This is a genomic window from Pseudomonas nitroreducens NBRC 12694, from assembly GCF_002091755.1.
Taxonomy (GTDB): domain Bacteria; phylum Pseudomonadota; class Gammaproteobacteria; order Pseudomonadales; family Pseudomonadaceae; genus Pseudomonas; species Pseudomonas nitroreducens.
This window is the reverse complement of record NZ_BDAI01000013.1, coordinates 53,543-77,273: the sequence shown is the minus strand read 5'-3', so window position 1 is coordinate 77,273 and position 23,731 is coordinate 53,543. Positions and strand designations below refer to the sequence as shown.

At 60.4% G+C, this 23,731-nt stretch carries 16 protein-coding genes; 11 read left to right on the top strand and 5 right to left on the bottom strand.

The annotated features are described in order from the left end of the window. Nucleotides 1-38 precede the first annotated feature (38 nt). Complete coding sequence (locus PNI01S_RS24085; protein ID WP_256576714.1) at nucleotides 39-428, bottom strand: hypothetical protein; 390 nt, start codon at nucleotides 426-428, stop codon at nucleotides 39-41. Nucleotides 429-826: 398 nt separating this feature from the next. Here PNI01S_RS24085 and PNI01S_RS24080 point away from each other — a divergent pair, with 398 nt between their 5' ends. From PNI01S_RS24080 to PNI01S_RS24055, 6 genes are all read left to right on the top strand, one after another. Further along, nucleotides 827-4,600 carry a hypothetical protein gene (locus PNI01S_RS24080; RefSeq protein WP_223186779.1) on the top strand — a complete coding sequence of 1,258 codons (3,774 nt, stop codon included), beginning with the start codon at nucleotides 827-829 and terminating at the stop codon, nucleotides 4,598-4,600. Nucleotides 4,601-5,797: 1,197 nt separating this feature from the next. Further along, nucleotides 5,798-7,099: an OmpP1/FadL family transporter gene (locus PNI01S_RS24075; protein WP_084359484.1), complete on the top strand. Its 1,302-nt coding sequence runs from the start codon at nucleotides 5,798-5,800 to the stop codon at nucleotides 7,097-7,099. Nucleotides 7,100-7,154: 55 nt separating this feature from the next. Then, complete coding sequence (locus PNI01S_RS24070; protein WP_084359482.1) at nucleotides 7,155-7,820, top strand: DUF3313 domain-containing protein; 666 nt, start codon at nucleotides 7,155-7,157, stop codon at nucleotides 7,818-7,820. Between the two features lie 136 nt (nucleotides 7,821-7,956). Next, entirely contained in the window at nucleotides 7,957-9,978 is a 2,022-nt protein-coding gene (locus tag PNI01S_RS24065) for an alkyl/aryl-sulfatase (RefSeq protein WP_084359480.1), read from the top strand. 111 nt (nucleotides 9,979-10,089) lie between these two features. Continuing rightward, entirely contained in the window at nucleotides 10,090-11,097 is a 1,008-nt protein-coding gene (locus PNI01S_RS24060; RefSeq protein ID WP_084359478.1) for an AraC family transcriptional regulator, read from the top strand. Nucleotides 11,098-11,140: 43 nt separating this feature from the next. Next, nucleotides 11,141-11,437, top strand: coding sequence for a DUF502 domain-containing protein (locus PNI01S_RS24055; RefSeq protein WP_084359476.1), 297 nt, complete (start codon nucleotides 11,141-11,143; stop codon nucleotides 11,435-11,437). Between the two features lie 160 nt (nucleotides 11,438-11,597). Here the strand turns inward: PNI01S_RS24055 and PNI01S_RS24050 are convergent, their stop codons facing one another. Beyond that, nucleotides 11,598-13,148, bottom strand: a complete 1,551-nt coding sequence (locus tag PNI01S_RS24050) for an EAL domain-containing protein (protein WP_024762891.1) — start codon at nucleotides 13,146-13,148, stop codon at nucleotides 11,598-11,600. A 161-nt stretch (nucleotides 13,149-13,309) separates the two neighbouring features. Here PNI01S_RS24050 and PNI01S_RS24045 point away from each other — a divergent pair, with 161 nt between their 5' ends. Beyond that, on the top strand, nucleotides 13,310-13,822 hold the full coding sequence (locus PNI01S_RS24045) for an RDD family protein (protein ID WP_024762890.1): 513 nt from the start codon (nucleotides 13,310-13,312) through the stop codon (nucleotides 13,820-13,822). A 51-nt stretch (nucleotides 13,823-13,873) separates the two neighbouring features. On the opposite strand, the gene lptG is transcribed toward PNI01S_RS24045, so the two are convergent. Both lptG and lptF read right to left on the bottom strand, forming a co-directional pair. Further along, on the bottom strand, nucleotides 13,874-14,941 hold the full coding sequence (gene lptG, locus PNI01S_RS24040; protein ID WP_024762889.1) for an LPS export ABC transporter permease LptG: 1,068 nt from the start codon (nucleotides 14,939-14,941) through the stop codon (nucleotides 13,874-13,876). Then, complete coding sequence (gene lptF / locus PNI01S_RS24035) at nucleotides 14,934-16,058, bottom strand: LPS export ABC transporter permease LptF (RefSeq protein ID WP_024762888.1); 1,125 nt, start codon at nucleotides 16,056-16,058, stop codon at nucleotides 14,934-14,936. The genes lptG and lptF overlap by 8 nt, the downstream gene beginning before the upstream one ends. 190 nt (nucleotides 16,059-16,248) lie before the next feature. Between lptF and PNI01S_RS24030 the strand changes: the two genes are divergently transcribed. From PNI01S_RS24030 to PNI01S_RS24015, 4 genes are all read left to right on the top strand, one after another. Continuing rightward, on the top strand, nucleotides 16,249-17,739 hold the full coding sequence (locus tag PNI01S_RS24030; protein WP_024762887.1) for a leucyl aminopeptidase: 1,491 nt from the start codon (nucleotides 16,249-16,251) through the stop codon (nucleotides 17,737-17,739). A gap of 34 nt (nucleotides 17,740-17,773) precedes the next feature. Further along, on the top strand, nucleotides 17,774-18,202 hold the full coding sequence (locus tag PNI01S_RS24025; RefSeq protein WP_024762886.1) for a DNA polymerase III subunit chi: 429 nt from the start codon (nucleotides 17,774-17,776) through the stop codon (nucleotides 18,200-18,202). Nucleotides 18,203-18,221: 19 nt separating this feature from the next. Next, nucleotides 18,222-18,593 carry a hypothetical protein gene (locus tag PNI01S_RS24020; RefSeq protein ID WP_024762885.1) on the top strand — a complete coding sequence of 124 codons (372 nt, stop codon included), beginning with the start codon at nucleotides 18,222-18,224 and terminating at the stop codon, nucleotides 18,591-18,593. A gap of 219 nt (nucleotides 18,594-18,812) precedes the next feature. Then, on the top strand, nucleotides 18,813-21,662 hold the full coding sequence (locus tag PNI01S_RS24015; RefSeq protein ID WP_024762884.1) for a valine--tRNA ligase: 2,850 nt from the start codon (nucleotides 18,813-18,815) through the stop codon (nucleotides 21,660-21,662). A gap of 62 nt (nucleotides 21,663-21,724) precedes the next feature. Here PNI01S_RS24015 and PNI01S_RS24010 read toward each other — a convergent pair whose 3' ends face one another. Beyond that, nucleotides 21,725-23,629 (bottom strand): M14 family metallopeptidase, encoded by a 1,905-nt coding sequence (locus PNI01S_RS24010; RefSeq protein WP_024762883.1) that lies wholly within the window; start codon nucleotides 23,627-23,629, stop codon nucleotides 21,725-21,727. Nucleotides 23,630-23,731: the final 102 nt, after the last annotated feature.

The window sequence follows — 23,731 nt, the reverse complement described above, 5'->3', positions numbered from 1 at the left end:
CCAGTTACGAAAAAGCCCGGCACTCGCCGGGCTTTCTTTTAGAAATCCTTCTTCGTAAACGTCTTTGTTCCAAGCTGGTCGTTCTCGATGCTCAGAACACCGTTGGCGATGCTATAGCTGGTTCGTGCGTCTCCCATTTCGTAGGAGTTCCTCCAGCGTCCCCAAGTGCCGGTATCACTCAGGAAGGCGCGCCATACGGCGGACGTATCGTCGATCTTGCATTGGTATTTATAGAGGTTGCCATCGTCGCGACGATAGGAAATCTGGACAGAGGACGATGCGCTGCTCGACTTCATACCCTTGGTGTTACGGCCCATCTCGACAGCTACGGTGGCTTTGCAGATATCTGCAGCACTGAATTCGGCAGCCAGTGCTGAACTACTACCAATCCAAGCGAGCAACGCGAATGTGAACATACTTCCTTTCATGCTGAGCGTCCCTGTTAGTGCTGATGTTGATTGATTCTATTGATTCTCAGGTCGGGATGGCCAGTGGTGGGGACCCTGGCATACCCCCCACCCCCACGGGGGAGGCGTCGAGCCGCGCGGTAAGACAGAATTTTTTGATTTTTGGGATGCTCCACCACAGTCTCCCCCTAGACTGCCTGGAAGCCCCAGTTTCTCGGGCTTATAGCCATATTTACAGGTCGTGCAGGGTGAGCATAATGCGAACAGCAGTGTACAGGTCTCGACCTCTTCAGAATGCGCTGAAGGGCGCGCGCCATGGGCTTTTGATGAAGTTGATGAAACTCAAAGACCTGTGCATTGGTGTTCGCATCCTCGATTGAGATCAGGCCAAGACCAAAGTAGGGAAAGGACTCCAAAGCATGACCATCTTCGAGGTAACAAGCGATGACATCAGCGGTTTGAATGACAGCGACTTGAGAACCTTAGTTGCACGGCTAGCAATTGCTGAACTACGTAAACAAGGGTGCCCAATATCATCGGTTACGGCTGGCGGCAATCAAGACGCAGCAGATGGAGGTCTAGACGTTCGGGTGGAGTGCCCAGAGCCTTTATCCAGTCCCGACTTTGTCCCACGACGAGTAACTGGCTTTCAGGTTAAAAAGCCTGACATGCCAGCAAACGCAATTGCAGGGGAAATGCGACCTAAAGGTAAACTACGTCCTATATTTTCAGAACTAGCCAAACAGCGTGGCGCCTACATCATTGTAAGTGCTCAGGGTTCTGTAGCTGACCTATCACTAAAGAGACGGCGAGAAGCCATACGGGAACAGCTTGAGAGTCTGCACGAGGCCCACAAGATCCATACAGACTTTTATGACAGGGAGAGGCTCGCCACTTGGGCTAATGAATATCCTGGAATATCAGCCTGGGTAAAAAGCCGTTCCGCCGCTCCGCTTAGCGGTTGGCAGACAATTGGAAACTGGGCCGGGACTAGCGTGAGCGCGCAATCTGAATACCTAATCGGCGAGACTGCCTGCTTGATCGATGAGCGGTCGAGCGAGCTTACTAGGCTGACGATAGAGGAAGGCATAGCTCATTTGCGCGACGAGTTACGACGCTCAGGGAATTGTGTCCGCCTAATTGGTCTGTCCGGTCTGGGAAAGACTCGCTTGGTTCAAGCGCTATTTGAAAGTGGTGTGGGCGAGCTGCCATTGGACCCAAGCCTGGCCATATACACCGACTACTCCATAGAAACCAACCCTCCCGCTAGAGACCTAGCGAGGCAATTAATTGAGCGCGAGCTGCGTGTAATTTTAGTCGTCGACAATTGCAATCCAACCACTCACGTTGAGCTTGCGCGGATATGCTCATCAAAAACCAGCCAGATTAGTCTACTAACAATTGAGTATGATGTAGCAGGAGACGAACCAGAGCACACATCTGTATTTAGAATGCAAGCTGCATCTCCGGATCTCGTCGAAAAATGGCTTAAAAACTCATTCCCAGAATTATCTGATATTGATCGCCGCACTATTGCAGACTTCAGCGATGGAAACTTCAGGGTCGCCCAAGCAATTGCGGGAACTATAGAAAAAGGGGAGAGCCTGGGGAGTCTTAAGAGCAGAGAACTATTTGAAAGAATATTTCAGCAGCGAAACGAGAAGGATGTCGGCCTATTGGCCGCCGCGCAAACATTATCATTACTGTATTCAATTGATGGCGAGTCGATCGAGAAAGGTGGCGAGTTAGATCTCATCTCCGGCTTCACTAACTCCTCTTCCGAGGAGTTGTACTCAGCGCTAGCCAAGCTAAAGCGCAGAGGAATAGCTCAATCCCGTGGACGCTGGCGCGCAGTACTACCACACGCAATTTCAAATAGACTAGCTTCATATGCGCTAGAGGAAATCCCCGCATCGAAACTGGACAAGCACGTGGAATTCCTACCCCCTAGGATGAAACGGTCTTTAACAAGAAGAATTGGTTTTCTTCACGATAGTAATGAGGCTCAGCAATCCGTTCTTCGCTGGTTACACGAAACTGGACCTTTTGGAAATTTACTCACTCAAGGCGCTGACACTTTAGATATTCTATCAAACTTGGCTCCGGTCGCGCCCGAGGCCGTACTGCGCAAACTGCATGATGAGATATACGGCCCGAGAGGCAGCCTGATAGTTCATTACCAAAACCATGAGCGCTGGGTATGGGCTCGTCTAATAAAATCTTTGGCCTATGAGCCGTCTATGTTTGATGTGGCAGTTCGACTCCTCTGTAAATTTGCTGCTGCAGAGCCTGAAAACCATAATAGAAACTCCACCAACGGAATGTTTCGGGAGTTATTTCACCTTTATCTCTCAGGAACCAAGGCCACACCAGAGCAACGGAGGTCTACAATAATTGGGATGGCAAACAGCGCTGACCCGGATTGCCACTCATGCATTGAAATCGCCATAAGCTCTCTTTTGAAGGTGCACCATTTTTCCTCCTCCAGTAACTTCGAATTTGGCGCACGCCCTAGAGATTGGGGATGGCAGCCAAAAATCAATGGAGATATTTTCAACTGGTATAATGAGGCGCTAAAACTGGCAACAAGTCTGTCGCCTGTGTTTCCAGGTCTTAGAAAAATAATCGCCAGCAGTGCACGGGAGCTTTCGCTTTTTGCGGCCTGTTACGACACACTGACCGAGTGCTCTAGAGTCCTGTCTCAAACTGAACCATGGATCGAGGGCTGGATTAATTTCAGGGCAGCACTCAACTTTAACAGGGATGAGATCCCTTCCGACGCTCAAGAAAGACTTTCTGCAATCATACGCTCTTTAGAGCCTCAGGACCTTTTGCATAGGGCGCGCGCGACCATTCTGAGTGGTGAGACTTCCTGGGACTTTGAGGACGGGGAGCCTTTGGATGCGGAAGTAACGCCATGGGAACGGAGTGCCCAAGTTGCAGAGAAAATTGGTTCGGAGCTAGCTGGCACATTAGACCTACTAAAAATTTTCGCCCCTGAGCTTATTGAATCTAAAAAGCAAGTTAGAGCATTAGAGTTCGGTGCCGGCTTGGCTAAAGGCTCTAAAAGTTTAACTAAGACATGGGGCATTCTATGCCAAGCATATGCCTCATGCCGCCAAGATGCTCGGCAACCCACGGTGCTGGCGGGCTTCATGTATCAGGCACACAGAAGCAACAGGGAGTTTTCAAGATCAACCCTTGACTCTCTGATCACATCTAAAGAAATGGCGGATATACTTCCTTACCTGCAGGCTAGATGCAATATAGATAAGGAGGGAGTGGCTAGGCTGCTAAAAGCGATTCACTCCGAATCGGTAACGGCTAAAGATTTCAACTGCATCGCAAACGGCGCGATAAGCACAACCCCTGTAAGAAGCCTCTGCAACTTAATTACGAATATATCAAATATGCAGGGCGGGATTCATGTGGCAGCCGAAATGCTATCAATGCGCCTATTTAAGAACCAGCAGGATAACAGCTACTGCGGAAATTATCTGTCAACGCTAGGCCGAAAGATATTACAGAGTCCAGATATTTTCGAGAGCTCTGATACCAGGGATTTTCGACTCAGCATAATCATTGAGGTGTGCTGCAAGGGTGAGGAAGGAGAATATCCAGTTCGCTTAGTATGTAGAAACTTGATTCTTGGATTAAGCACGCACCTGATCAATTATCACACCTTTTCTTACACCTTAAAGGCATTGCTCTCTGTGCAGCCTTTTGCCTCGCTCGATGAATTCCTATTAGGTGATGCAGCGAAGTACGACTATGCCATCCGCCCACTCGGCTCTGGAATGTTGTCACCAATTGATGAGGCCAATCAGGAAATTATCGACAAGTGGATCGACCGTGATCCGAAAGTTAGATTCCCGGCTATTAGCAGTGTCATGCCGATGTTCAAATACAACAACCATACGGAAACTAACGAATTAAATCCAAATTTTATTAGGCTTCTCGAGCATTCGCCTAATAAATTTGATTTTCTTGGGCGAGCAATGGACAGACTACAGCCTAATGGCTGGAGCGGCTCTCTCGCGTTTATTCTCAGAGAGAGAAAGCAAGAGCTCTTTAAGCTTTGCCCAATACACTCCGACGTTCGCAAATGGGTTGAAAGTGTCTTGCCAATGGTGGATGGCTGGATAGAGAGAGAGAGTCTGCGCGAACAGGAAAGAGAGGGAAGTTTCGAATGAACTGAGGACCAGGGCCCTCCCAGACAAGTACATCCGAGAGTAATTCGAGCCTCACTAACTGATGGCGGGCCAAGTTTGGGATTGAGGAGTTAGGTTTGGATGGCCCAGAACTGGACCACCGTTCACCAGGGCAGCGCGCGCAGATGTGAGCAGATCTGCTCGCCTCTCTGCCGCCCCTCGGTCATCGTCGCTTCAGTCACGCGGCCACTGTGACACGATGGAATAGGCGCGCAGCATTCCCAGCCCCCTGACGTCAGACACTCCAGCCAACGGCTGTAGAGCGTCAGATATATGCGAGACAGATGATTATTCAGATTCGCCACTCGCCTTTGCCGGCTGCGGCTTTTAGAGCGATTCAGGAATTTCTCTGGTAAAGGCTGAAGGCCGGTGCTCGCCCACAGGCCGCCACAGTCTTTTAGCCGGGGAAAAGGCTCGGCGGACACACCGACAAGGGGGAAGGCATAGCTCAGGGTTGCGGCGGTGGCGGGAATGCCCGAAGGGCTCTCGGTCTGGCATGGATCAGATGTGAGCCATCGACTTCCTCAGCTTGAGGAAGTCGATGCTGACACTAGGTAGCCACAATTTGTGGGGACCCCCAGGCCACCCAGGGCGGTACTGATGACGTGGCTCAATCCATCGGGGGCCCCTAGGGAATCTAGAAACGCTGAGGGTAATTCGAGCCCCGGTTTCCCACTATGTATGAGCTTTTTCCTAGGTTGGTTGTTGTTTCGTCGCTCTACTGAAACCCCGCAATGACGGGGCCTCCAGCCGATCAATACACCAACCTAGGCCTTGAATCCCGCAACTGCGTTCAATATCCCCCATCCAGTGGCCCAACCGGCCATAAGCGGACCTCGATCGCTTCACAAAACCATCCATCTCATTTCACGACAACCGATCAGCGGAACAGAGTGCTTTCATTGACCGTTGAGCCCTGATCTCGCGCTCCTTGTGCAAGCACATGTTCTTTTTCGGGTGCACTCACCCTACCCATCCGCCTGTCACTTAATGCGTCTTAATCATTTCTTAAGCCAAGCGTGAGCTTGCACATCGCGATTGGCTATCTAGGCTGGTTTTCACAGTCGTCGATCCCCTGTGGGAGCGTCAGTAGTCGTCTCCAGAGCGCATTCGGAGCCAAGGTCTGTCGCGTAAAGAACTTACGTGGCGGCATGTTGAGCAATGAGCAGAGGACGCTTGATGGCTTCGGTTCGCACAAGGGTAAATCACACTTCAGCTTTGGCAACGTTGGCGGCAATCTGCACGCTTCTGAGCGGCTACGCCTCCGCCGGCGGCATCATGATCTACGAAGCCGGTCAGGAAGGCATGGGGCTGGCCAATGCGGGCTCCGCTGCCCTGGCCAGCGACCCCAGCGTGCTGATGAGCAACCCCGCCGGTATCGCCCAGCTCAAGGGCACACAGGTCAGCGCCAATGCCCAGGTCATTCTCGGCGACATCCGCTTCTCCCGCGACGGCAACAACCAGTTCGACGGCAACGAAGGCGGCAACGCCCTGCAATGGCTGCCCGGTGCGAGCGTCTTCGTCAGCCAGCAGATCGACGAGCGCTCGGCCATCGGCTTCGGCATGTACGGCAACTTCGGCCTGGCGCTGAACTACGACGATGACTGGGCCGGCCGCTACTTCAGCCAGGAAACGGCGATCATCGGCGTGTCCTTCCAGCCGACCATTGCCCACAAGTTCACAGACGACCTCACCGTCGGTATTGGCCCGCGCATCGTCTACGGCTACTACCGCACCGAGGTGGCTATCAACAACAACCTGCTGGGCCTGCGTGACAACCCCGACGGCCAGCTGGAGTACAAGGACACCGACGTCGGCGTCGGCGTCAATCTCGGGCTGCTCTACCGCCTCAGCGACAGCACGCAGGTAGGCCTCGCCTACACCAGCAAGGTGAAGCTGGAATTCGAAGACAGCCCGGACGTGAACAAGGTCAGCAACCCGATCATCAACGCAGCACTGAATCGCCTGGACGTCAGCTCGCTCGAATTGGACGTGAACATTCCGCAGACGGCGACCCTGAGCATTGCCCACCAGCTCGACCCGCAGTGGAAGCTGCTGGGCAGCCTGGGCTGGCAGGACTGGAGCGAGTTCGGTGAGATCGGCGTGGACGTGGATGCAAACGCGGGCGGCGTCAGCCGCACCGTCGACCGGAACTATAAGGACACCTGGCACGCCTCCATCGGCGCCCAGTACCAGGCCACCCAGCAATGGCGCTGGAGCCTTGGCCTGGGCTACGACAGCTCGGCAGTGGATGACAAGGATCGCACCGTGGACAACCCCATGGCCGAAAACTGGCGCCTGGCTACCGGGGTGAACTACCAGGTCGAGGAAGGCCTCGACCTGCATCTGGCCTATACCCTGGTCTGGCTCGGCGACATGGATGTCGAGCAGACAAAGTCGCGCTCCGGGGAAACTCTTTCCGGCAGCTACAAGAACGCTGCCCTCCACATCATCGGCGGCGGCGCGACCTGGCGATTCTGACCCGCGTTTCGACGCGCTTGACGACGAACAGCGACATCCACAAGGAGCAATACCTATGCACGCCAAACTCCTGGCCCTGTGCCTGGCATCCGTCACCCTTGCTGGCTGCGCCAGCAAATACGTGGAGCCGGAAAACTACTCGGGCTTCCTCAAGGACTACAGCGTCCTCAAGGAAGATAAATCCCCCTCCGGCGCGCCGGTGATGCGCTGGATCAAGCCCGGCATCGACGTCAGCCAGTTCACCAGCGTCTATGTCGAGCCGAGCCAGCTATACCCTCAACCGCAGCCCAGCGAGAAGATCCCGCAGAGCACCCTGGACGGCATCACCAAGTACTACGACCAGGCCCTGCAAACCCAATTTGCCAAAGCCCTACCACTGGCCAGCGGCCCTGGCCCAGGCGTGCTGGTGGTACGCCCAGCGATCACCGCCGTCAGCGCCTCGACCAAGGGCCTGCAGCCCTATGAAGTGATCCCCATCGCCTTGATCGCCGCTGGCGTAAGCACCGCCACCGGCATCCGTGACCAGGACACCAGCATCGCCACCGAAGCGGCCTTCCTCGACGGCAGCGACGGCAAGGTCGTCGCTGAAGTCGTGCGCAAGGGCGCCGGCACCGAGCTGGAAAACTCCTCTCAGGTTATGACCGCCAATGACGCCAAAGCACTTCTCGATGGCTGGGCGCGGGACATGGTCAAGTCCTATGAACAGTTGAAGCACAAGTAAACCGCCGGGCGTGGCTTGCCTCGTTTGCAGAGCATGCACTGTAAACAGCGTCCCGCTTTCGATGCACTGCACTACCACTACACACGCTGGCAGTTACCTCGAAGGGTACGGCGCATCAAGCAAGAAGGAGCTTGAAATGAAACTGATCGCGCAATCTTCGAACCCACTGGATGGCCAAGGCGCCGCCAGGCTCTGGAAGTTCAGCTCGTCGTTCCTGTTGGCCGCGGCCATCTCGATGACCACTCAGGCCTGGGCGGCCGAAGCGCCCAAGCCCGCCACCGACGCCACCAAGGCGGCCAACGACGCCCTGCTCAAGGAGCTGCCGTTCAGCGACAAGACGTCGTTCGAACTGGCGCACAAGGGCTTCATCGCGCCGCTGCCCAGCGAGCCGATCAAGGGCGAGAAAGGCAACCTGATCTGGGACCCGGCCAAGTACAACTTCATCAAGGAAGGCGAAGCCGCACCCGCCACGACCAATCCGAGCTTGTGGCGGCAGTCGCAGCTGATCAATATCTCCGGTCTGTTCGAGGTCACCAAGGGCCTCTACCAGGTGCGCAACTACGACCTGTCGAACATGACCATCGTCGAAGGCAAGACCGGCATCACCATCTTCGACCCGCTGATCTCCGCCGAGACCGCCAAGGCCGCGCTCGACCTCTACTACGCGCACCGGCCGAAGAAGCCGGTGGTCGCGGTGATCTACACCCACAGCCACGTCGACCACTACGGTGGTGTGCGCGGCGTAGTGGATGAAAAGGACGTGAAGGCCGGCAAGGTGAAGATCTACGCACCGCTGGGCTTCCTGGAGCACGCCGTAGCGGAGAACGTCATGGCCGGCACCGCCATGAGCCGCCGCGCCAGCTACATGTACGGCAACCTGCTGCCCCCGAGCGAGACCGGCCAGCTCGGCGCGGGCCTGGGAACCACTACTTCGGCCGGCACCGTAACCCTGATCCCGCCCACCGACATCATTTCCAAGACCGGTGAGAAGCGCGTCATCGACGGCCTCACCTACGAGTTCCTCTACGCGCCGGGCAGCGAGGCGCCGGCGGAGATGATGTACTACATCAAGGAGCTGAAGGCGCTGAACACCGCCGAGGACTCCACCCACACCCTGCACAACACCTACTCGCTGCGTGGCGCGAAGATTCGCGAGCCGCTGCCCTGGTCGAAGTACCTCAACGAAGCGCTGAAAATGTGGGGCGACGACGTCCAGGTAATGTACGCGATGCACCACTGGCCGATCTGGGGCAACAAGGAAGTCCGCGACCAGCTCTCCTCGCAGCGCGACATGTACCGCTACATCAACGACGAAACCCTGCGCCTGGCCAACAAGGGCCTGACCATGACCGAGATCGCCGAGCAGGTGAAACTGCCCAAGGGCATCGCCGATCGCTTCTCCAACCGGGGCTACTACGGCTCGCTGAACCACAACGTCAAGGCCACCTACGTGCTCTACCTGGGCTGGTTCATCGGAAACCCCGCGACCCTATGGGAACTGCCGCCCGAGGAAGAAGCCAAGCGCTACGTCGACATGATGGGCGGCGCCGATGCCGTGCTGAAGAAGGCCAAGGAGTACTACGACAAGGGCGACTTCCGCTGGGTGGCCGAGGTGGTCAACCACGTCGTCTTCGCCGACCCGAGCAACCAGGCAGCGAAGAACCTGCAGGCCGACGCCCTGGAACAGCTCGGCTACCAGGCCGAAAGCGGCCCGTGGCGCAACTTCTACCTCACCGGCGCGCAGGAGTTGCGCAACGGCGTGCAGAAACTGCCCACCCCGGACACCGCCAGCCCCGACACCGTCAAGGCGATGGACCTGGACCTGTTCTTCGACTACCTGGCCATGCGCCTCAAAGGGCCTGAGGTCGCCGACAAGCACATCACCCTCAATTTCGACTTCACCGACTTGAAGCAGAAATACACCCTGGAGATGGTCAACGGTGTGCTCAACCACACCGAAGGCGCGCAGGCTAAGGATGCCGACGCCACCATCACCTTGACCCGCGACACCCTCAACAAGCTGATGCTCAAACAGTCCACGCTGAAGGACGCGGAAAGCTCGGGTGAGATCAAGGTCCAGGGGGATGCCGGCAAGCTCGACGAACTGATGAGCTACATGGACAACTTCGACTTCTGGTTCAACATCGTTACCCCCTGATGCTCTGATACCCGACGGTATCGTCGGCAAGCCGTTGGCGTTCAGCTGGCGGCTTGCCGCTTTATTGCGAGGGGCCTGGTTCCCCAGGGCTTCCAAAGGGAGTGATCGACTATGGACACGGTTCGCGGCACGGCATTCCTGCAATTTGGTGAACTGCTCGCCGAGCGCGGCGGCTCGTTGCGCACGCACCTTTCACCTCACCGAATCGGACTGGATGTGGTGGGGAATTACGAGAAAAAATTCTCCTACAGGAGCCTCGTACAGATATTCGAAGGTAGTGCTCACGCCCTGCAGATGCCTGAGTTGGGCCTGGAGTTGGCGACCCGGCAGAAATCAACGTTGCTCGGGCCGCTCCAGCATCTGGCCCAGACGGCGCCGACTGCCGGGGAGGGGTTGATCGCGGTCGTGCGCTACATGCGGGTTTATAGCCCCTCGATCCTCTTTCACCTGGAGCGTCGCCCCGGCTGCACATTGCTTTGTTTCGACAACGCCTTGCCGTGTATTCAAGACATTCCACAGATCGTTGAAAAGTCGTTGCTGCACGGTCGTCTGCTGATGTCTGAATTACTGGGAACACCACTCAAGCCGGCCATGGTGCTGCTGCGCCATCAGCCCCAGTCCAGCCCTGAGGTCTACCAGCGATATTTTGGTTGCCAGGTGCTGTTCGGCCAGGACCACAACGCGATTGCGATCAGTCAACGCGACATGCAGAAACCGTGCTCCCGGCATGACGCCATGCTCCACTCCATCGTTCGCTTTTACCTAGAAGCCCATGCGAATCCCGATGAGAAGCTTGGGTTCGAAGTGGAACGGCATATTCAAGCACTCCTGCCCAAGCAGGCTTGCAGCCTTGAGCAGGTTGCCAAGCTATTGGATCTCAATCCCAGGACGTTACAGAGACGGCTATCCAACGATGGCATCGACTTCGAGGAGCATGTGGACGAGATACGTCGCCGTCGGGCTGAGGAGTTGCTGGGTGAGTCGGAACTGAGTATCGGGCAGATTGCTAACGAACTGGGTTACCGGAGAACAACCTCCTTTTGCCGCGCTCACCATCGATGGTTTGGAATGGCCCCAATCGAGCGCCGGCGCCAATTGAAAGAAAGCCAAGGACAGTAAGGCCCCATCGGCCACTCAGCGCTGACGCTGGGGAGGAGCAATCATGCTCAGGTTTATCAAGACAACCATTGCTGGCGGTCTGCTCTTCATCCTGCCGCTGGTTCTCATCGTCATCCTGGTTGAAAAAGCAATCCACCTACTGAGCGGCCCGCTGCAAAAGGTACTCGCGCGCCTACTCGGTGAGGACTTCTTCAGCGCCAAGTGCGCGAACAACGTTCGCAAGTACCTGGAACGCAATGAAGCACCCACAGACAATGGGCCGAGCACCCCAGAACATATTCCCAGCGGCATCCGAGAGGACCGCAACTCGACGATGGCCACCGTTACCGAACCTCAGTAGCCAGGGCACAATTCTCTTTGGGGGCATAATTGGGGGCACTGACCCGAACCACTCTCAACACGAGCCATACGCCACGAGCCTTCCATCAATAAGTTCGAGTCCCTCCCGGGGCACCATCCTCCCTCTCCTCAGTGGAGGGAACACTTGAAAGCCCGCTCATTCAGCGGGCTTTTTCGTTTCTGGCCTTCAGCGCTTCGATGAAGGCCGCCAGCGCCATCGGCTTGCCGAACAGATAGCCCTGCAGCACGTCCACCTCGCATTGCGCCAGATAGCGCCACTGTTCCTCGGTCTCCACGCCTTCGGCAACGATCCGCAGATTCAGCTTGCCGCACAGTTCGACGATGCTGTCGAGGATGTGCGAGGACAGCGCGTCCACTCCGATCATCGCGACGAAACTGCGGTCGATCTTCAGCGCGTCGACCTTGAAACGGTGCAGATAGGCCAGGCTGGAGTTACCAGTGCCGAAGTCGTCGATCGCCAGGTAGACGCCCTGGGCATGGAGATTGTCGAACAGCTCGTCGATGGCCGCACTGGAGACGATCAGCTCACGCTCGGTCAGTTCCAGGGTCAACTCGGGACGATGCGGCAGGAACCGCGCCTGGAACTCCTGGCAATCCTCGAACAGCCCCGGCTCGGTGAGGTGCCGGGCGCTGATGTTGAAGCCCAGGTGGAAGCCATCGCCCAGCAACTCGCCGTGTGGCGCCAGGCCATCGGCGACCTGGTGCATCAGGTCGCGGGTCATCGGCACAATGAGCCCGGAACGTTCGGCCATGGGAATGAACAGATCCGGCCCGACCATCCCTTCGCGCGGGTGAATCCAGCGCATCAGTACCTCGGCGCCGATCCAGCGGCCGTCCCGTGCGTCCACCAGCGGCTGCAGGTAAGGGACGAACTCCCCCGCCAGCAGGGCTCTCTCCAGCTCCAGACTCGGGGTCGCGGAGCGGCCCCAGAGCCAGAAACAGGCAAGGCCTGAGACGCCGCCCAACATGAGCATCAGTGCCACCAGCGGCAGCGAGTCTTCGCGGATGTGTCGCCACTGCGCCCCGGCAGGGAAGCCACCGATCACCGCGTACGGAAACAGCTCAGAGCGCCGCTCGACGTGCCCCAGCGGCAACGGCAACGGCTCGCCGTCGCGCACCGCGCCCTCCTCGTCCATCCACTGCCGTCCGACCTGCAGCTGCAGGTCACTGCGCTGATCGACCAATTGCAGGGTGTTGCTCAGGTAGCGCCCGTCAACAGTGGCAAGCGCCGCGTAGATTCCCTGCTGCCGACGCAGGATCAGCAGGGCAGAGTCCGGCGTCACCCGGTTCCCGGCCATCATCCGCAACTGCCCCTGCGCATAGAGAGAAGGGTCCAGCAGCTCATCGAACTCGCCGAACAGCGACGTACAGTAGATGTCGTCGTCGCGGGCCAGGTTGACCGAGCGGACGAACGGCACTACGGCGACCTGCTCCCTGAGCACCAGGGTCGCCTCGTCGCAGGACTCATCGGCGTGCAGCAGCGCCACGCGGGCCGCGCCGGTGGCATTGCCGAGCATCACATCGAACAGGCGCACGGCTTCGTTCGCAGCGGTACTGGCCTCGACGGTCAGGCTGCGCAAGGCCTGCCAATAGATAATGGCGCTGCCCAGCAGCAGCGGCAGCAGTGCCATGGAAAGTGAAAAGACCAGGCGGGGCAGCAGCCTGCGCCGGGTATAACTGCGTAGCGGCATCCTTGATCCTTGCTCGACGGCGTCGCGACCTGCGGCGCATTGCCACTCCCCGTGGGCAGCGGACGTGGTTTGAGCTTAGAACAGCCTCCGTCGCAGGGCGCCGTGCGCAGGAATCCGTATAATCCCGGCCCCATCGATCCCAGCCTCCATAGAAGACGCTCATGCCCAAGCAGCAGCTCCAGCCCGCGGGAGACTTCCCGCCCGCCACGCTCGTCCGTCGCTTTGCCGCGATGTTCTACGACTTCCTGCTCTGTGTGGCCTTGCTGATGGTGGTGACGCTCATCTACCAGCAAGGCTTCCTGCGCCTGATCTATGGCAGCGAGAAACTCCGCATGCTGGCCGACCAGGGCGCGCTGACCGGCGATCCGCTGCTGTCCAGCCTGCTGTTCATCAGCGTGTTCGCCTTCTTCGCGAAATTCTGGACCCATAGCGGCCAGACCTTGGGCATGCAGGTCTGGGGCGTGCGCGTGCAGAACGCGGACGGGACGCGCATCAGCCTGATGCAGGCGCTGCTGCGCTTCGTCATTGCCATCGTTTCCTGGGGTTGCGTCGGTCTGGGCTTCCTCTGGATGCTCTGGGACAAGGACAAGCGCACCTGGCAGGACCGCTACTCGGAAAGCGTGGTGATCCAGATTCCCAAGGCGGTGCGCAAGGCAACGCAAGGCCGGGGCTGACCCCGGCAGACAAAAAAGCCGGCGATTGCCGGCTTTTTCATTTGCGATGGATCAACCCGCCCTTTTCAGCAGCAATGTGCCAAGGAAAGCGCAGATGGCCGCCGGCACCAGCACCGCCAGCAGCGGCGGGAAGTTGAACACCTGGCTGGACGGACCAAGCAGGTCCTGGGCGATACGGAAGGTGAAGCCCACCAGCACGCCGGTGAACACCCGCTGGCCGAGGGTCACGCTACGCAGCGGACCGAAGATGAAGGAGATCGCCATCAATACCAGGGCGGCCGTCACCAGCGGCTGCAGGATCTTGGTCCAGAACGCCAGCCAGTAGCGGTTGGAGTTCAAGCCCTGCTCTTGCAGGTAATGGATGTAATCCCACAGTCCGGTGATCGACAGCGCTTCGGGCTCCATCACCACCGTATTGAGCAGTTGCGGGCTGAGCTGGATATTCCAGGCCTCGCTGGGCTTGCTCACGACCTCACTACGTTTTTCCGCAGCATGCAGCACCGTGGTGGTCACGCCCTGCAACTGCCACTGGTTGTTCTCGAAGACCGCCTGGCGGGCGAAACTCGCGGTCTGCAGGCGACGGTTCTCGTCGAAGTCGTAACGCGTCACGCCCAGCAGCACGCCGTCCGGGCGCACCACGTTGATGTGGATGAATTCATGCCCCTGGCGGTGCCACAAGCCAGACTTGGAGCTCTGCGAGCCGTTGCCGCTCTGCGCCAGGGCGCGCCCGCTCTGGGCGGCGGTTTCGGTATAGGGAATCACGTACTCGCCGACCAGGATGCCGGCGAACATCAGCACCAGCATCGGCTTCATCACCGCCCAGACGATGCGCTGCAGCGACACGCCGGCGGCGCGCATGATGGTCAGCTCGCTGTTGCTGGCCAGGGTACCCAGCCCCACCAGGCAGCCGATCAGCGCCGCCATGGGCAGCATGTCGTAGCCACGGCTCGGCGCGGTCAGCAGGACGAACTTGAGGGCTTCGGTCAGGGTGTAGCTTTCGTCGATCTGCCCCAGTTGGTCAACGAAGGCGAACAGCTCGGCCAGGCCGAGGATCACCCCGAGTACCGCGAGAATGGAAACGAAGACGGTCGTGCCGATGTAACGATCCAGCTTACGCATGCTTCAGCTCCCCGCCCGACTTCGCTCGCTTGGCGGCCAGCTTCAGACGCAGCGGCTCCCAGTACAACAACAGCAGGCCGATGGCCAGGAATATCCCGTGGATCCACCACAGGCCGAGGGCCATGGGGATCTTGCCCTTGTCGAGCATGCCGCGCCCGGCGATCAGCAGCGCCAGGTAGGCCATGTACAGCAGCACCGCCGGCAGCAGCTTGAGGAAGCGCCCCTGGCGCGGGTTCACGCGCGACAGCGGCACCGCCAGCACAGTCACCACGAACACCAGCAGCGGGATGGACAGGCGCCACTGCAGCTCGGACTTCATGCGCGGGTCGTCGCTGCCCAGCAGGTCGGAGGTGGGGATGGCGTCGCGGTCGTCGATCTCGCTGCTCACTTCCGGCTTGGGCAGCAAGGCAGCATAGGTGTCGTACTTGATCTCGCGGTAATCAGCCTGGCCAGGCGTGCCGTCGTAGCGGTAGCCGTCCTTGAGGATCAGGTAGCGGCTGCCGTCGGCATGGATTTCCTGCACGCCAGTGGCACCGACCAGCACCGAAGTGCCGCCGTCCTTGCCGTTGCGCGGGCGGTTCTTGTCCGAGATGAAGACCCCGCCCAGCTCGGTGCGTTCGTTGGCCAGGGTTTCGGTATAGGTCACCCGCGTGCCGTCGCGCATCGACTGGAAGCGCCCCGGCGCCAGGGTGTCGAATTCGGTCATCGCGTCCTGCTTGTTCAGCAGCAGCTGCATCTGGGTGATGCCCTGCGGCGCCAGCCACAGGCTCAGCCATGCCACCAGCAGGGCGATGAACAGTGCCGGTGCCAGGGTGATGGCGAGCAGGCGCTGCTGGCTCATGCCGGTGGCGGTGAGCACGGTCATCTCGCTGTCCAGGTACAGGCGGCCATAGGCCAGCAGGATGCCGAGGAACAGGCCCAGCGGCAGGATCAGCTGCAGGAAGCCCGGCAGGCGCACGCCCATGATCATGAACAGCGAACCCGGATCGAGCAGGCCTTGGGCCGCCTGCGCCAGGTACTTGATGAAACGGCCGCTCATGATGATGACCAGCAGCACGGCGCTCACCGCGCTCATGGTGATCAGCACTTCACGGGACAGGTAACGGAAGACAATCAAACCGGACACTCCAGGGTTGTCACGCTCGGGCGGCTACGCTCAAACTAGCCGCCGTGAAGCATTGCCGGGTGCGCGCGGACGCGACCCAGCGCAAATAGCCGGCATTATCCTGCGATTCGCCAGGCCTGTCACTGCGCAGTCCATCTTCATTCGCAGACCCTTCTGCTCTTTGTCCCGGGGACACTCAGCCATGGAATTCCTTGTAAAAAGCGTACGTCCGGAAACCCTGAAGACCGCCACCCTGGTCATCGCCGTGGGCGAAGGCCGCAAGCTCGGCGCCAGCGCCAAGGCCGTCGACGAAGCCACCGGCGGTGCCATTGCCAACCTGCTCAAGCGCGGCGACCTGGCAGGCAAGGTGGGCCAGACTCTACTGTTGCAAGATTTACCCAACCTTAAGGCCGAGCGCGTGCTGCTGGTCGGCGCCGGCAAAGAGCGCGAACTCTCCGACCGCGCCTACCGCAAACTGGTTTCCGCCGTCCTCGGTAATCTGAAGAACCTGGGCGGCGCCGACGCCGTGCTGGCCCTGGGCGACCTAGCCGTAAAAGGCCGCAATGCCCACGGCAAGGCTCGCCTGCAGGTGGAAACCCTGGCCGACGGCACCTACGTCTTCGACCGCTTCAAGAGCCAGAAGGCCGAAGCGCCGAAGCTGAAGAAGATCACCCTGCTCGCCGATAAGGCCGACGCCGCCGCTGTCGAACAGGGCGCCAAGGAAGCCCAGGCCATCGCCAACGGCATGGCGCTGACCCGCGACCTGGGCAACCTGCCGCCGAACCTCTGCCACCCGACCTTCCTCGGCGAACAGGCCAAGGCGCTGGGCAAGGAATACAAGGGTCTCAAAGTCGAGGTCCTCGACGAGAAGAAACTCCGCGAGCTGGGCATGGGCTCGTTCCTCGCCGTCGCCCAGGGCAGCGACCAGCCGCCGCGCCTGATCGTGCTGCAGTACAACGGCGCGAAGAAGAAGGACGAAGCCCCGCACGTCCTGGTCGGCAAGGGCATCACCTTCGACACCGGCGGTATCAGCCTCAAGCCCGGCCTGGGCATGGACGAGATGAAGTTCGACATGTGCGGCGCCGCCTCCGTGTTCGGCACCTTCCGCGCCGTGCTGGAGTTGCAGCTGCCGATCAACCTGGTCGGCGTGATGGCCTGTGCCGAGAACATGCCCAGCGGCGGCGCCACCCGTCCGGGCGACATCGTCACCACCATGAGCGGCCAGACCGTCGAGATCCTCAACACCGACGCCGAAGGCCGCTTGGTGCTGTGCGACGCGCTGACCTACGTCGAGCGCTTCAAGCCGCAGTCCGTGGTGGACATCGCCACCCTCACCGGCGCCTGCATCGTCGCCCTGGGCTCCAACACCTCGGGCCTGATGGGCAACAACGACGCGCTGATCAAGCAACTGCTCAAGGCCGGTGAAGTCGCCGACGACCGCGCCTGGCAACTACCGCTGTTCGACGAGTACCAGGAGCAGCTGGACAGTCCCTTCGCCGACATCGCCAACATCGGCGGGCCGAAGGCTGGCACCATCACCGCCGGCTGCTTCCTGTCGCGCTTCGCGAAGAAGTTCCACTGGGCGCACCTGGACATCGCCGGCACCGCCTGGATCAGCGGCGGCAAGGACAAGGGCGCCACGGGCCGCCCGGTTCCACTGCTGACCCAGTACCTGCTGGACCGCGCCAAGTAATGGCACAGTGCAATCTGCCGATGGGATCGAACGCATGACGCGTGTGGATTTCTACGTCATTCCCAGCGCCGATCCCGACGCACGCCTGACCATCGCCTGTCGCCTGGCCGAAAAGGCCTGGCGGCAAGGCATGCGCATCTTCGTGCTGTGCAGCGACGAGGCCCAGCGCGACGCGCTGGATGCCCGGCTGTGGAACTTCCGTGGAGAAACCTTCATCCCACACAACGCGGTGGAAGAAGACGCCGACTCGCCCATTGTGCTGGCCCTGGGCGAGCCGCCGGAGAGCCACCGGGACCTGCTGATCAACCTGACCCTGGCCATTCCTGCGTTCGTCGACCGCTTCAACCGAGTCGCCGAGCTGGTGATCGAGGAACCGGCGATTCGTCAGGCCGCGCGGGAGAATTTCCGTCGCTACCGCGAGCAGGGCTATCCTTTGCAGGACCATCGCCTGCCGCGCCCTTGAGAGCGTCACCGCCAAGACCATGGACAACCGCAAGCCCCCGCACGACCCCGACCACCTGCTGGAAGACCTGAAGAAGATCCAGGATCTGCTGGACGAATCGGCGGCCGAGCCGCCCCTGCTCACCGAATCCTTCGAGCCGGACAACATCCCGTTGCTCTCCGACGTCGTCACGCCCGCGCCCCAGGCCCCAGCGCCGCCTGCCATCCAACCGGTCGAGCCGAACGCCGTTGCCCAGGCTAGCGAGCTGAATCGCCTGGACCTGGAGCTGCGCGCAGCCGCTCAACTGATCCTGCAGGATGTGATCGACGACTTCGCCCCGCAGATCGAAGCCGAACTGCAGCGCCGCCTGGAAGCGCGGATGCAGCGCCTGCTGGCCCAGCGCAAGCCCTGACATCCCGCGCCATTCCGCTTTTGGAGGAGCGAGGGTGTGCCTAGCCCTTGCTCGCGAACCATCGCCACTGCGAGCTTGCAGAAGAGCGTTGGCGAGCAGGCTTGCTCCTGCATGCCCCTTTTGCGGGCACACGGCCATCCGCGCCGGTGGCCTGAGCGCCCCGCCTCCCGTTATACTCAGCGGTTTTCCGTCTAGCCTTATCAGGGTCCCGCCGCGCTCATGGACAAGACCTACCAGCCCCACGCCATCGAATCCCACTGGTATCCCCTGTGGGAGAAAGAGAACTACTTCGCCCCGCAAGGTTCCGGCGAGCCGTACACCATCATGATCCCGCCGCCGAACGTCACCGGCAGCCTGCACATGGGTCACGGCTTCAACAACGCCATCATGGACGCGCTGATCCGCTACCGCCGCATGCAGGGCCGCAACACCCTGTGGCAGCCGGGTACCGACCACGCCGGCATCGCCACCCAGATGGTGGTGGAGCGCCAGTTGGCCGCGCAGGGCATCGCCCGTCATGACCTGGGCCGCGAGAAGTTCCTGGAGAAGGTCTGGGAATGGAAGGACCAGTCCGGCGGCACCATCACCCGCCAGATCCGCCGCCTGGGCTCCTCCGTGGACTGGTCGCGCGAGCGCTTCACCATGGACGACGGCCTCTCCGAAGCGGTCAAGGAAGCCTTCGTGCGCCTGCACGAGGACGGCCTGATCTACCGCGGCAAGCGCCTGGTCAACTGGGACACCAAGTTCCACACCGCCATTTCCGACCTGGAAGTGGAGAACCACGACGAGAAGGGCCACCTCTGGCACCTGCGCTACCCGCTGGCCGACGGCAACAAGACCGCCGACGGCAAGGACCACCTGATCGTCGCCACCACCCGTCCGGAAACCATGCTGGGTGACAGCGCGGTCGCCGTGCACCCGGAAGACGAGCGTTACGCCGCCCTGATCGGCACCTTCATCGACCTGCCGCTGGTGGGCCGGCGCATCCCGATCATCGCCGACGACTACGTCGACCGCGAGTTCGGCACCGGCTGCGTGAAGATCACCCCGGCCCACGACTTCAACGACTATGAAGTCGGCAAGCGCCACAACCTGCCGCTGATCAACATCTTCGACAAGAACGCCGCCGTGCTCGGCACCGCCCAGGTGTTCCAGCTCGACGGCAGCGTCAACGCCGAGTTCGACGCCAACCTGCCCGCCGCCTACGCCGGCCTCGACCGCTTCGTCGCACGCAAGCAGATCGTCGCCGACTTCGAAGCCGCCGGCCTGCTCGAGAAGATCGACGACCACGCGCTGAAAGTGCCCAAGGGCGACCGCTCCGGCACCGTTATCGAGCCGTGGCTGACCGACCAGTGGTACGTCTCCACCAAGCCGCTGGCCGAACCCGCCATCGCCGCCGTGGAAGACGGCCGCATCCAGTTCGTGCCCAAGCAGTACGAGAACATGTACTTCAGCTGGATGCGCGACATCCAGGACTGGTGCATCAGCCGGCAGCTGTGGTGGGGCCACCGCATCCCGGCCTGGTACGACGACGCCGGCAACGTCTACGTCGGCCGCAACGAAGCCGAAGTCCGCGCCAAGCACAACCTGGGCGACGCCAACCTGCGCCAGGACGAAGACGTACTGGACACCTGGTTCAGCTCGGGCCTGTGGACCTTCTCCACCCTCGGCTGGCCGGAACAGACCGAATACCTGAAGACCTTCCACCCCACCGACGTGCTGGTGACCGGCTTCGACATCATCTTCTTCTGGGTGGCGCGCATGATCATGCTGACCATGCACCTGATCAAGAATGGCGATGGCAGCGCGCAGATCCCGTTCAAGACCGTCTACGTCCACGGCCTGGTGCGCGATGGCCAGGGCCAGAAGATGTCCAAGTCCAAGGGCAACGTGCTCGACCCGCTGGACATAGTCGATGGCATTACCTTGGACGAACTGCTGGAAAAGCGCACCAGCGGCATGATGCAGCCCAAGCTCGCCGAGAAGATCGCCAAGCAGACCCGCGCCGAGTTCCCCGAAGGCATCGCCAGCTACGGCACCGACGCCCTGCGCTTCACCTTCTGCTCATTGGCGTCCACCGGTCGTGACATCAAGTTCGACATGGGCCGCGTCGAGGGTTATCGCAACTTCTGCAACAAGCTGTGGAACGCTGCCAACTTCGTCATCGAGAACACCGATGGCAAGGACACCGGCGTGAATGGCGAGCCAGTCGAGCTGTCCTCGGTGGACCGCTGGATCATCTCCGCCCTGCAGCGCACCGAGATCGAAGTCGCCCGTCAGCTCGATGCCTTCCGCTTCGACCTGGCCACCCAGGCCCTCTACGAGTTCATCTGGGACGAGTACTGCGCCTGGTACCTGGAACTGGTCAAGCCGGTGCTGTGGGACGAGAACGCGCCGATCGAACGCCAGCGCGGCACCCGTCGCACCCTGGCGCGCGTGCTGGAAACCGCACTGCGCCTGGCGCACCCGTTCATGCCGTTCATCACCGAGGAAATCTGGCAGCGCATCAAGGCGTCCGCCGGCAAGGATGGTGAAACGCTGATGCTGCAACCCTGGCCGGTCGCCGACGAGGCGAAGATCGACGCCGCCGCCGAAGGCGACATCGAGTGGGTCAAGGCCCTGATGCTGGGCATTCGCCAGATCCGTGGCGAGATGAACATCTCCATGGCCAAGCGCATCGACCTGGTGCTGAACAACGCCTCGCCCGAAGACCACCGCCGCCTGGCCGACAACGAGCCGCTGCTGATGAAGCTGGCCAAGCTCGAGACCATCCGCGTGCTGGACGAAGGCGAAGAACCGCCGATGTCCGCCACCGCGCTGGTCGGCGACCTGCAGGTGCTGGTACCGATGGCCGGGCTGATCGACAAGGCCGCGGAAATGGCGCGCCTGGACAAGGAAATCCAGCGCCTGGAAGGCGAAGTCAAACGCGTCGGCGGCAAGCTGTCCAACGAAGGCTTCGTCGCCAAGGCACCGCCGGAAGTGATCGAGAAAGAACGCGCCAAACTGGCTGAAGCGGAACAGGCGGTGACCAACCTGATCCAGCAGCGCGAGAAGATCGCCAGCCTGTAAGTTCTGGAAAGGTAAGAACAACGGCGCCCTCGGGCGCCGTTGTCATTTCTGCGGATCTGGCTTCAGTACACCGTCCCCACCGGATACACGTAGGCATTCACGTCATAGAACGGCGTGCGCTGGTAAAACCACTGCAGGCGCGCCTGGGCGTCCTTGGCGAAGGCCTTGTCGTCCTTGAGCTTCTTCTCGAACTCGGCCTTGAGCTTCGGGTCCTCGGCGAGCATCTTGCGCGCCATCGGTTCCATCACGTACTCCTCCGGCTCCTCGGCGACCACCAGCGTCGAGTTGAAGAAGCCCCAGGACCAGAACGAATCCGGGCTCTCCGCCGTCAGCAGGTTGATCGCCAGCACGCCCAGCGGCTGGTCGGTGTCGATCACCACGGAGCCCGCCGGGTAGGTCTGCAGGCGTTGGAACGGTTTGCCGGTGCCGCTCACCAGCAGATGTCCCTCGTAGCCGGGAATCTCGTTGGTGGCGGCACGGTCCGGCTCGAAGCCGCCGGCCAGCTTGATGTCGTCCATGCGGTTCAGGGTCACCTCGATGGGCGTGGCCTTGTCCAGGGTCTTCATCTGGATGCCGTGGGACTTCAGGCGCGCAATCACCTCGCCCCACTGCACCGGCACGACGAACTGCTTCGGTCGTTTCACCACCAGGTCCGGCACCGAGTTATCGCTGATCGGCACATCGAGTTGCTTGGGCTTGTTGCTCCAGACGATGGTCTTCTTGCCGGTGATCGGCGATTCCTCGTAGCGGTAGTCGCCGACGGTGAACGGCGTGTGCTGCTCTTTTCCGGGCTTCCAGGTGAGGATCACGTCCTTCTGCGCGGCCAGGCGCTCGCGGTCCTTGGTGATGGCCTGCTTGAGCGAATCGGCGTTATCGCCGATCACCTGGAACATCGCCTTGAGCATCACGTAGTTGCCCAGCACCTGGGTTTCGTAGGGATGCAGCGCGTGCTGCTCGATGAGGATCGATGGCACGTTGCGGATGTCGCCGTACTGGTTGGAGAACCGCGCCAGGTCGGTGCGATAGGGGTAGTAACCCTTGGTCGGATCCTGGTTGTCGTTGAAGCTGATGCACTCGTGGACCACATGGCCGTCGCCTTCCAGCTCCTTGTAGACCGGCGGCCGCATGACCTTGTCCATCCACTCGCTGGAGGCCGGCGACCAGCCGTTGCCGTTGTGGCAATAGGAGCTGTCGTAGGGGTACATGGCGCCGTCGGTGGAATGGGTATCGACGAAGAAGCTCAGGTCGTACTGGTTGAACACTGAGGCGACGTTGCGGATTTCCGCGCTGTCGAGCTTGGTGAAGTCGCGGTTGAGGTTGTAGTTCAGGCCGTTGACGCGCCAGCCGGTGACTTCCGGGCCGTTCTGGTTGATCCGCCCGTAGGGGCTGCGGCGCAGGTCGCCGTCGATGTTCACGGTGGGGATGAAGAGGATGTTGACCTTGTCCAGCAGCCCCGCCAGTGGCTTGTCGCCGGTGGTCATGTCGCGCAGCAGCATGAACATCGCGTCCTTGCCGTTGGCCTCGCCGGGATGGATTTCCGCCTCGACGAAGAGGGTCGGTTTGCCGGACTTGTTCAGCCCCTCCGCCGACTTGTCTGCCTCGCGGCTGGCCGTGACCAGCAGCATCGGCTCGCCGGTGGCGCTGTTCTCCGGCAGATCGCTCAGAGTGATGGCACCGCCGGAAGCATCCGCCAGCTTCTGCAGCCAGGCGCGGGTCTGGTGATAGTCGGAGGTTTCCTTGAAGCCGCTGGACTCGGCCAGGGTGATCAACGGATTGTCGGCCTTGGCGATGTACTTCGTACTGGTGAGCTTCTGCTCGAACATCGCCGGCAGGATGCGGGTCTTGGCCGCGGCGCTGTAGCCGCTGTCATCGACATACCCCGGCGCCGAAGGCAGGGCGGCGAAGAGGGGCAGGCTGGAGCTGGCGAACAGGCCGGCGAGCAGGGCTCGCGTCGAGAGGTGGGGCATGGGAGGTTCTCCTTCTGCAGCAAAACGTCCTGCGGACGCAGGTGCGCCCGTGCATCAACCATAGACAACTCAGGGAAAACGCCAGCGCGGTTCGTCGTCGCG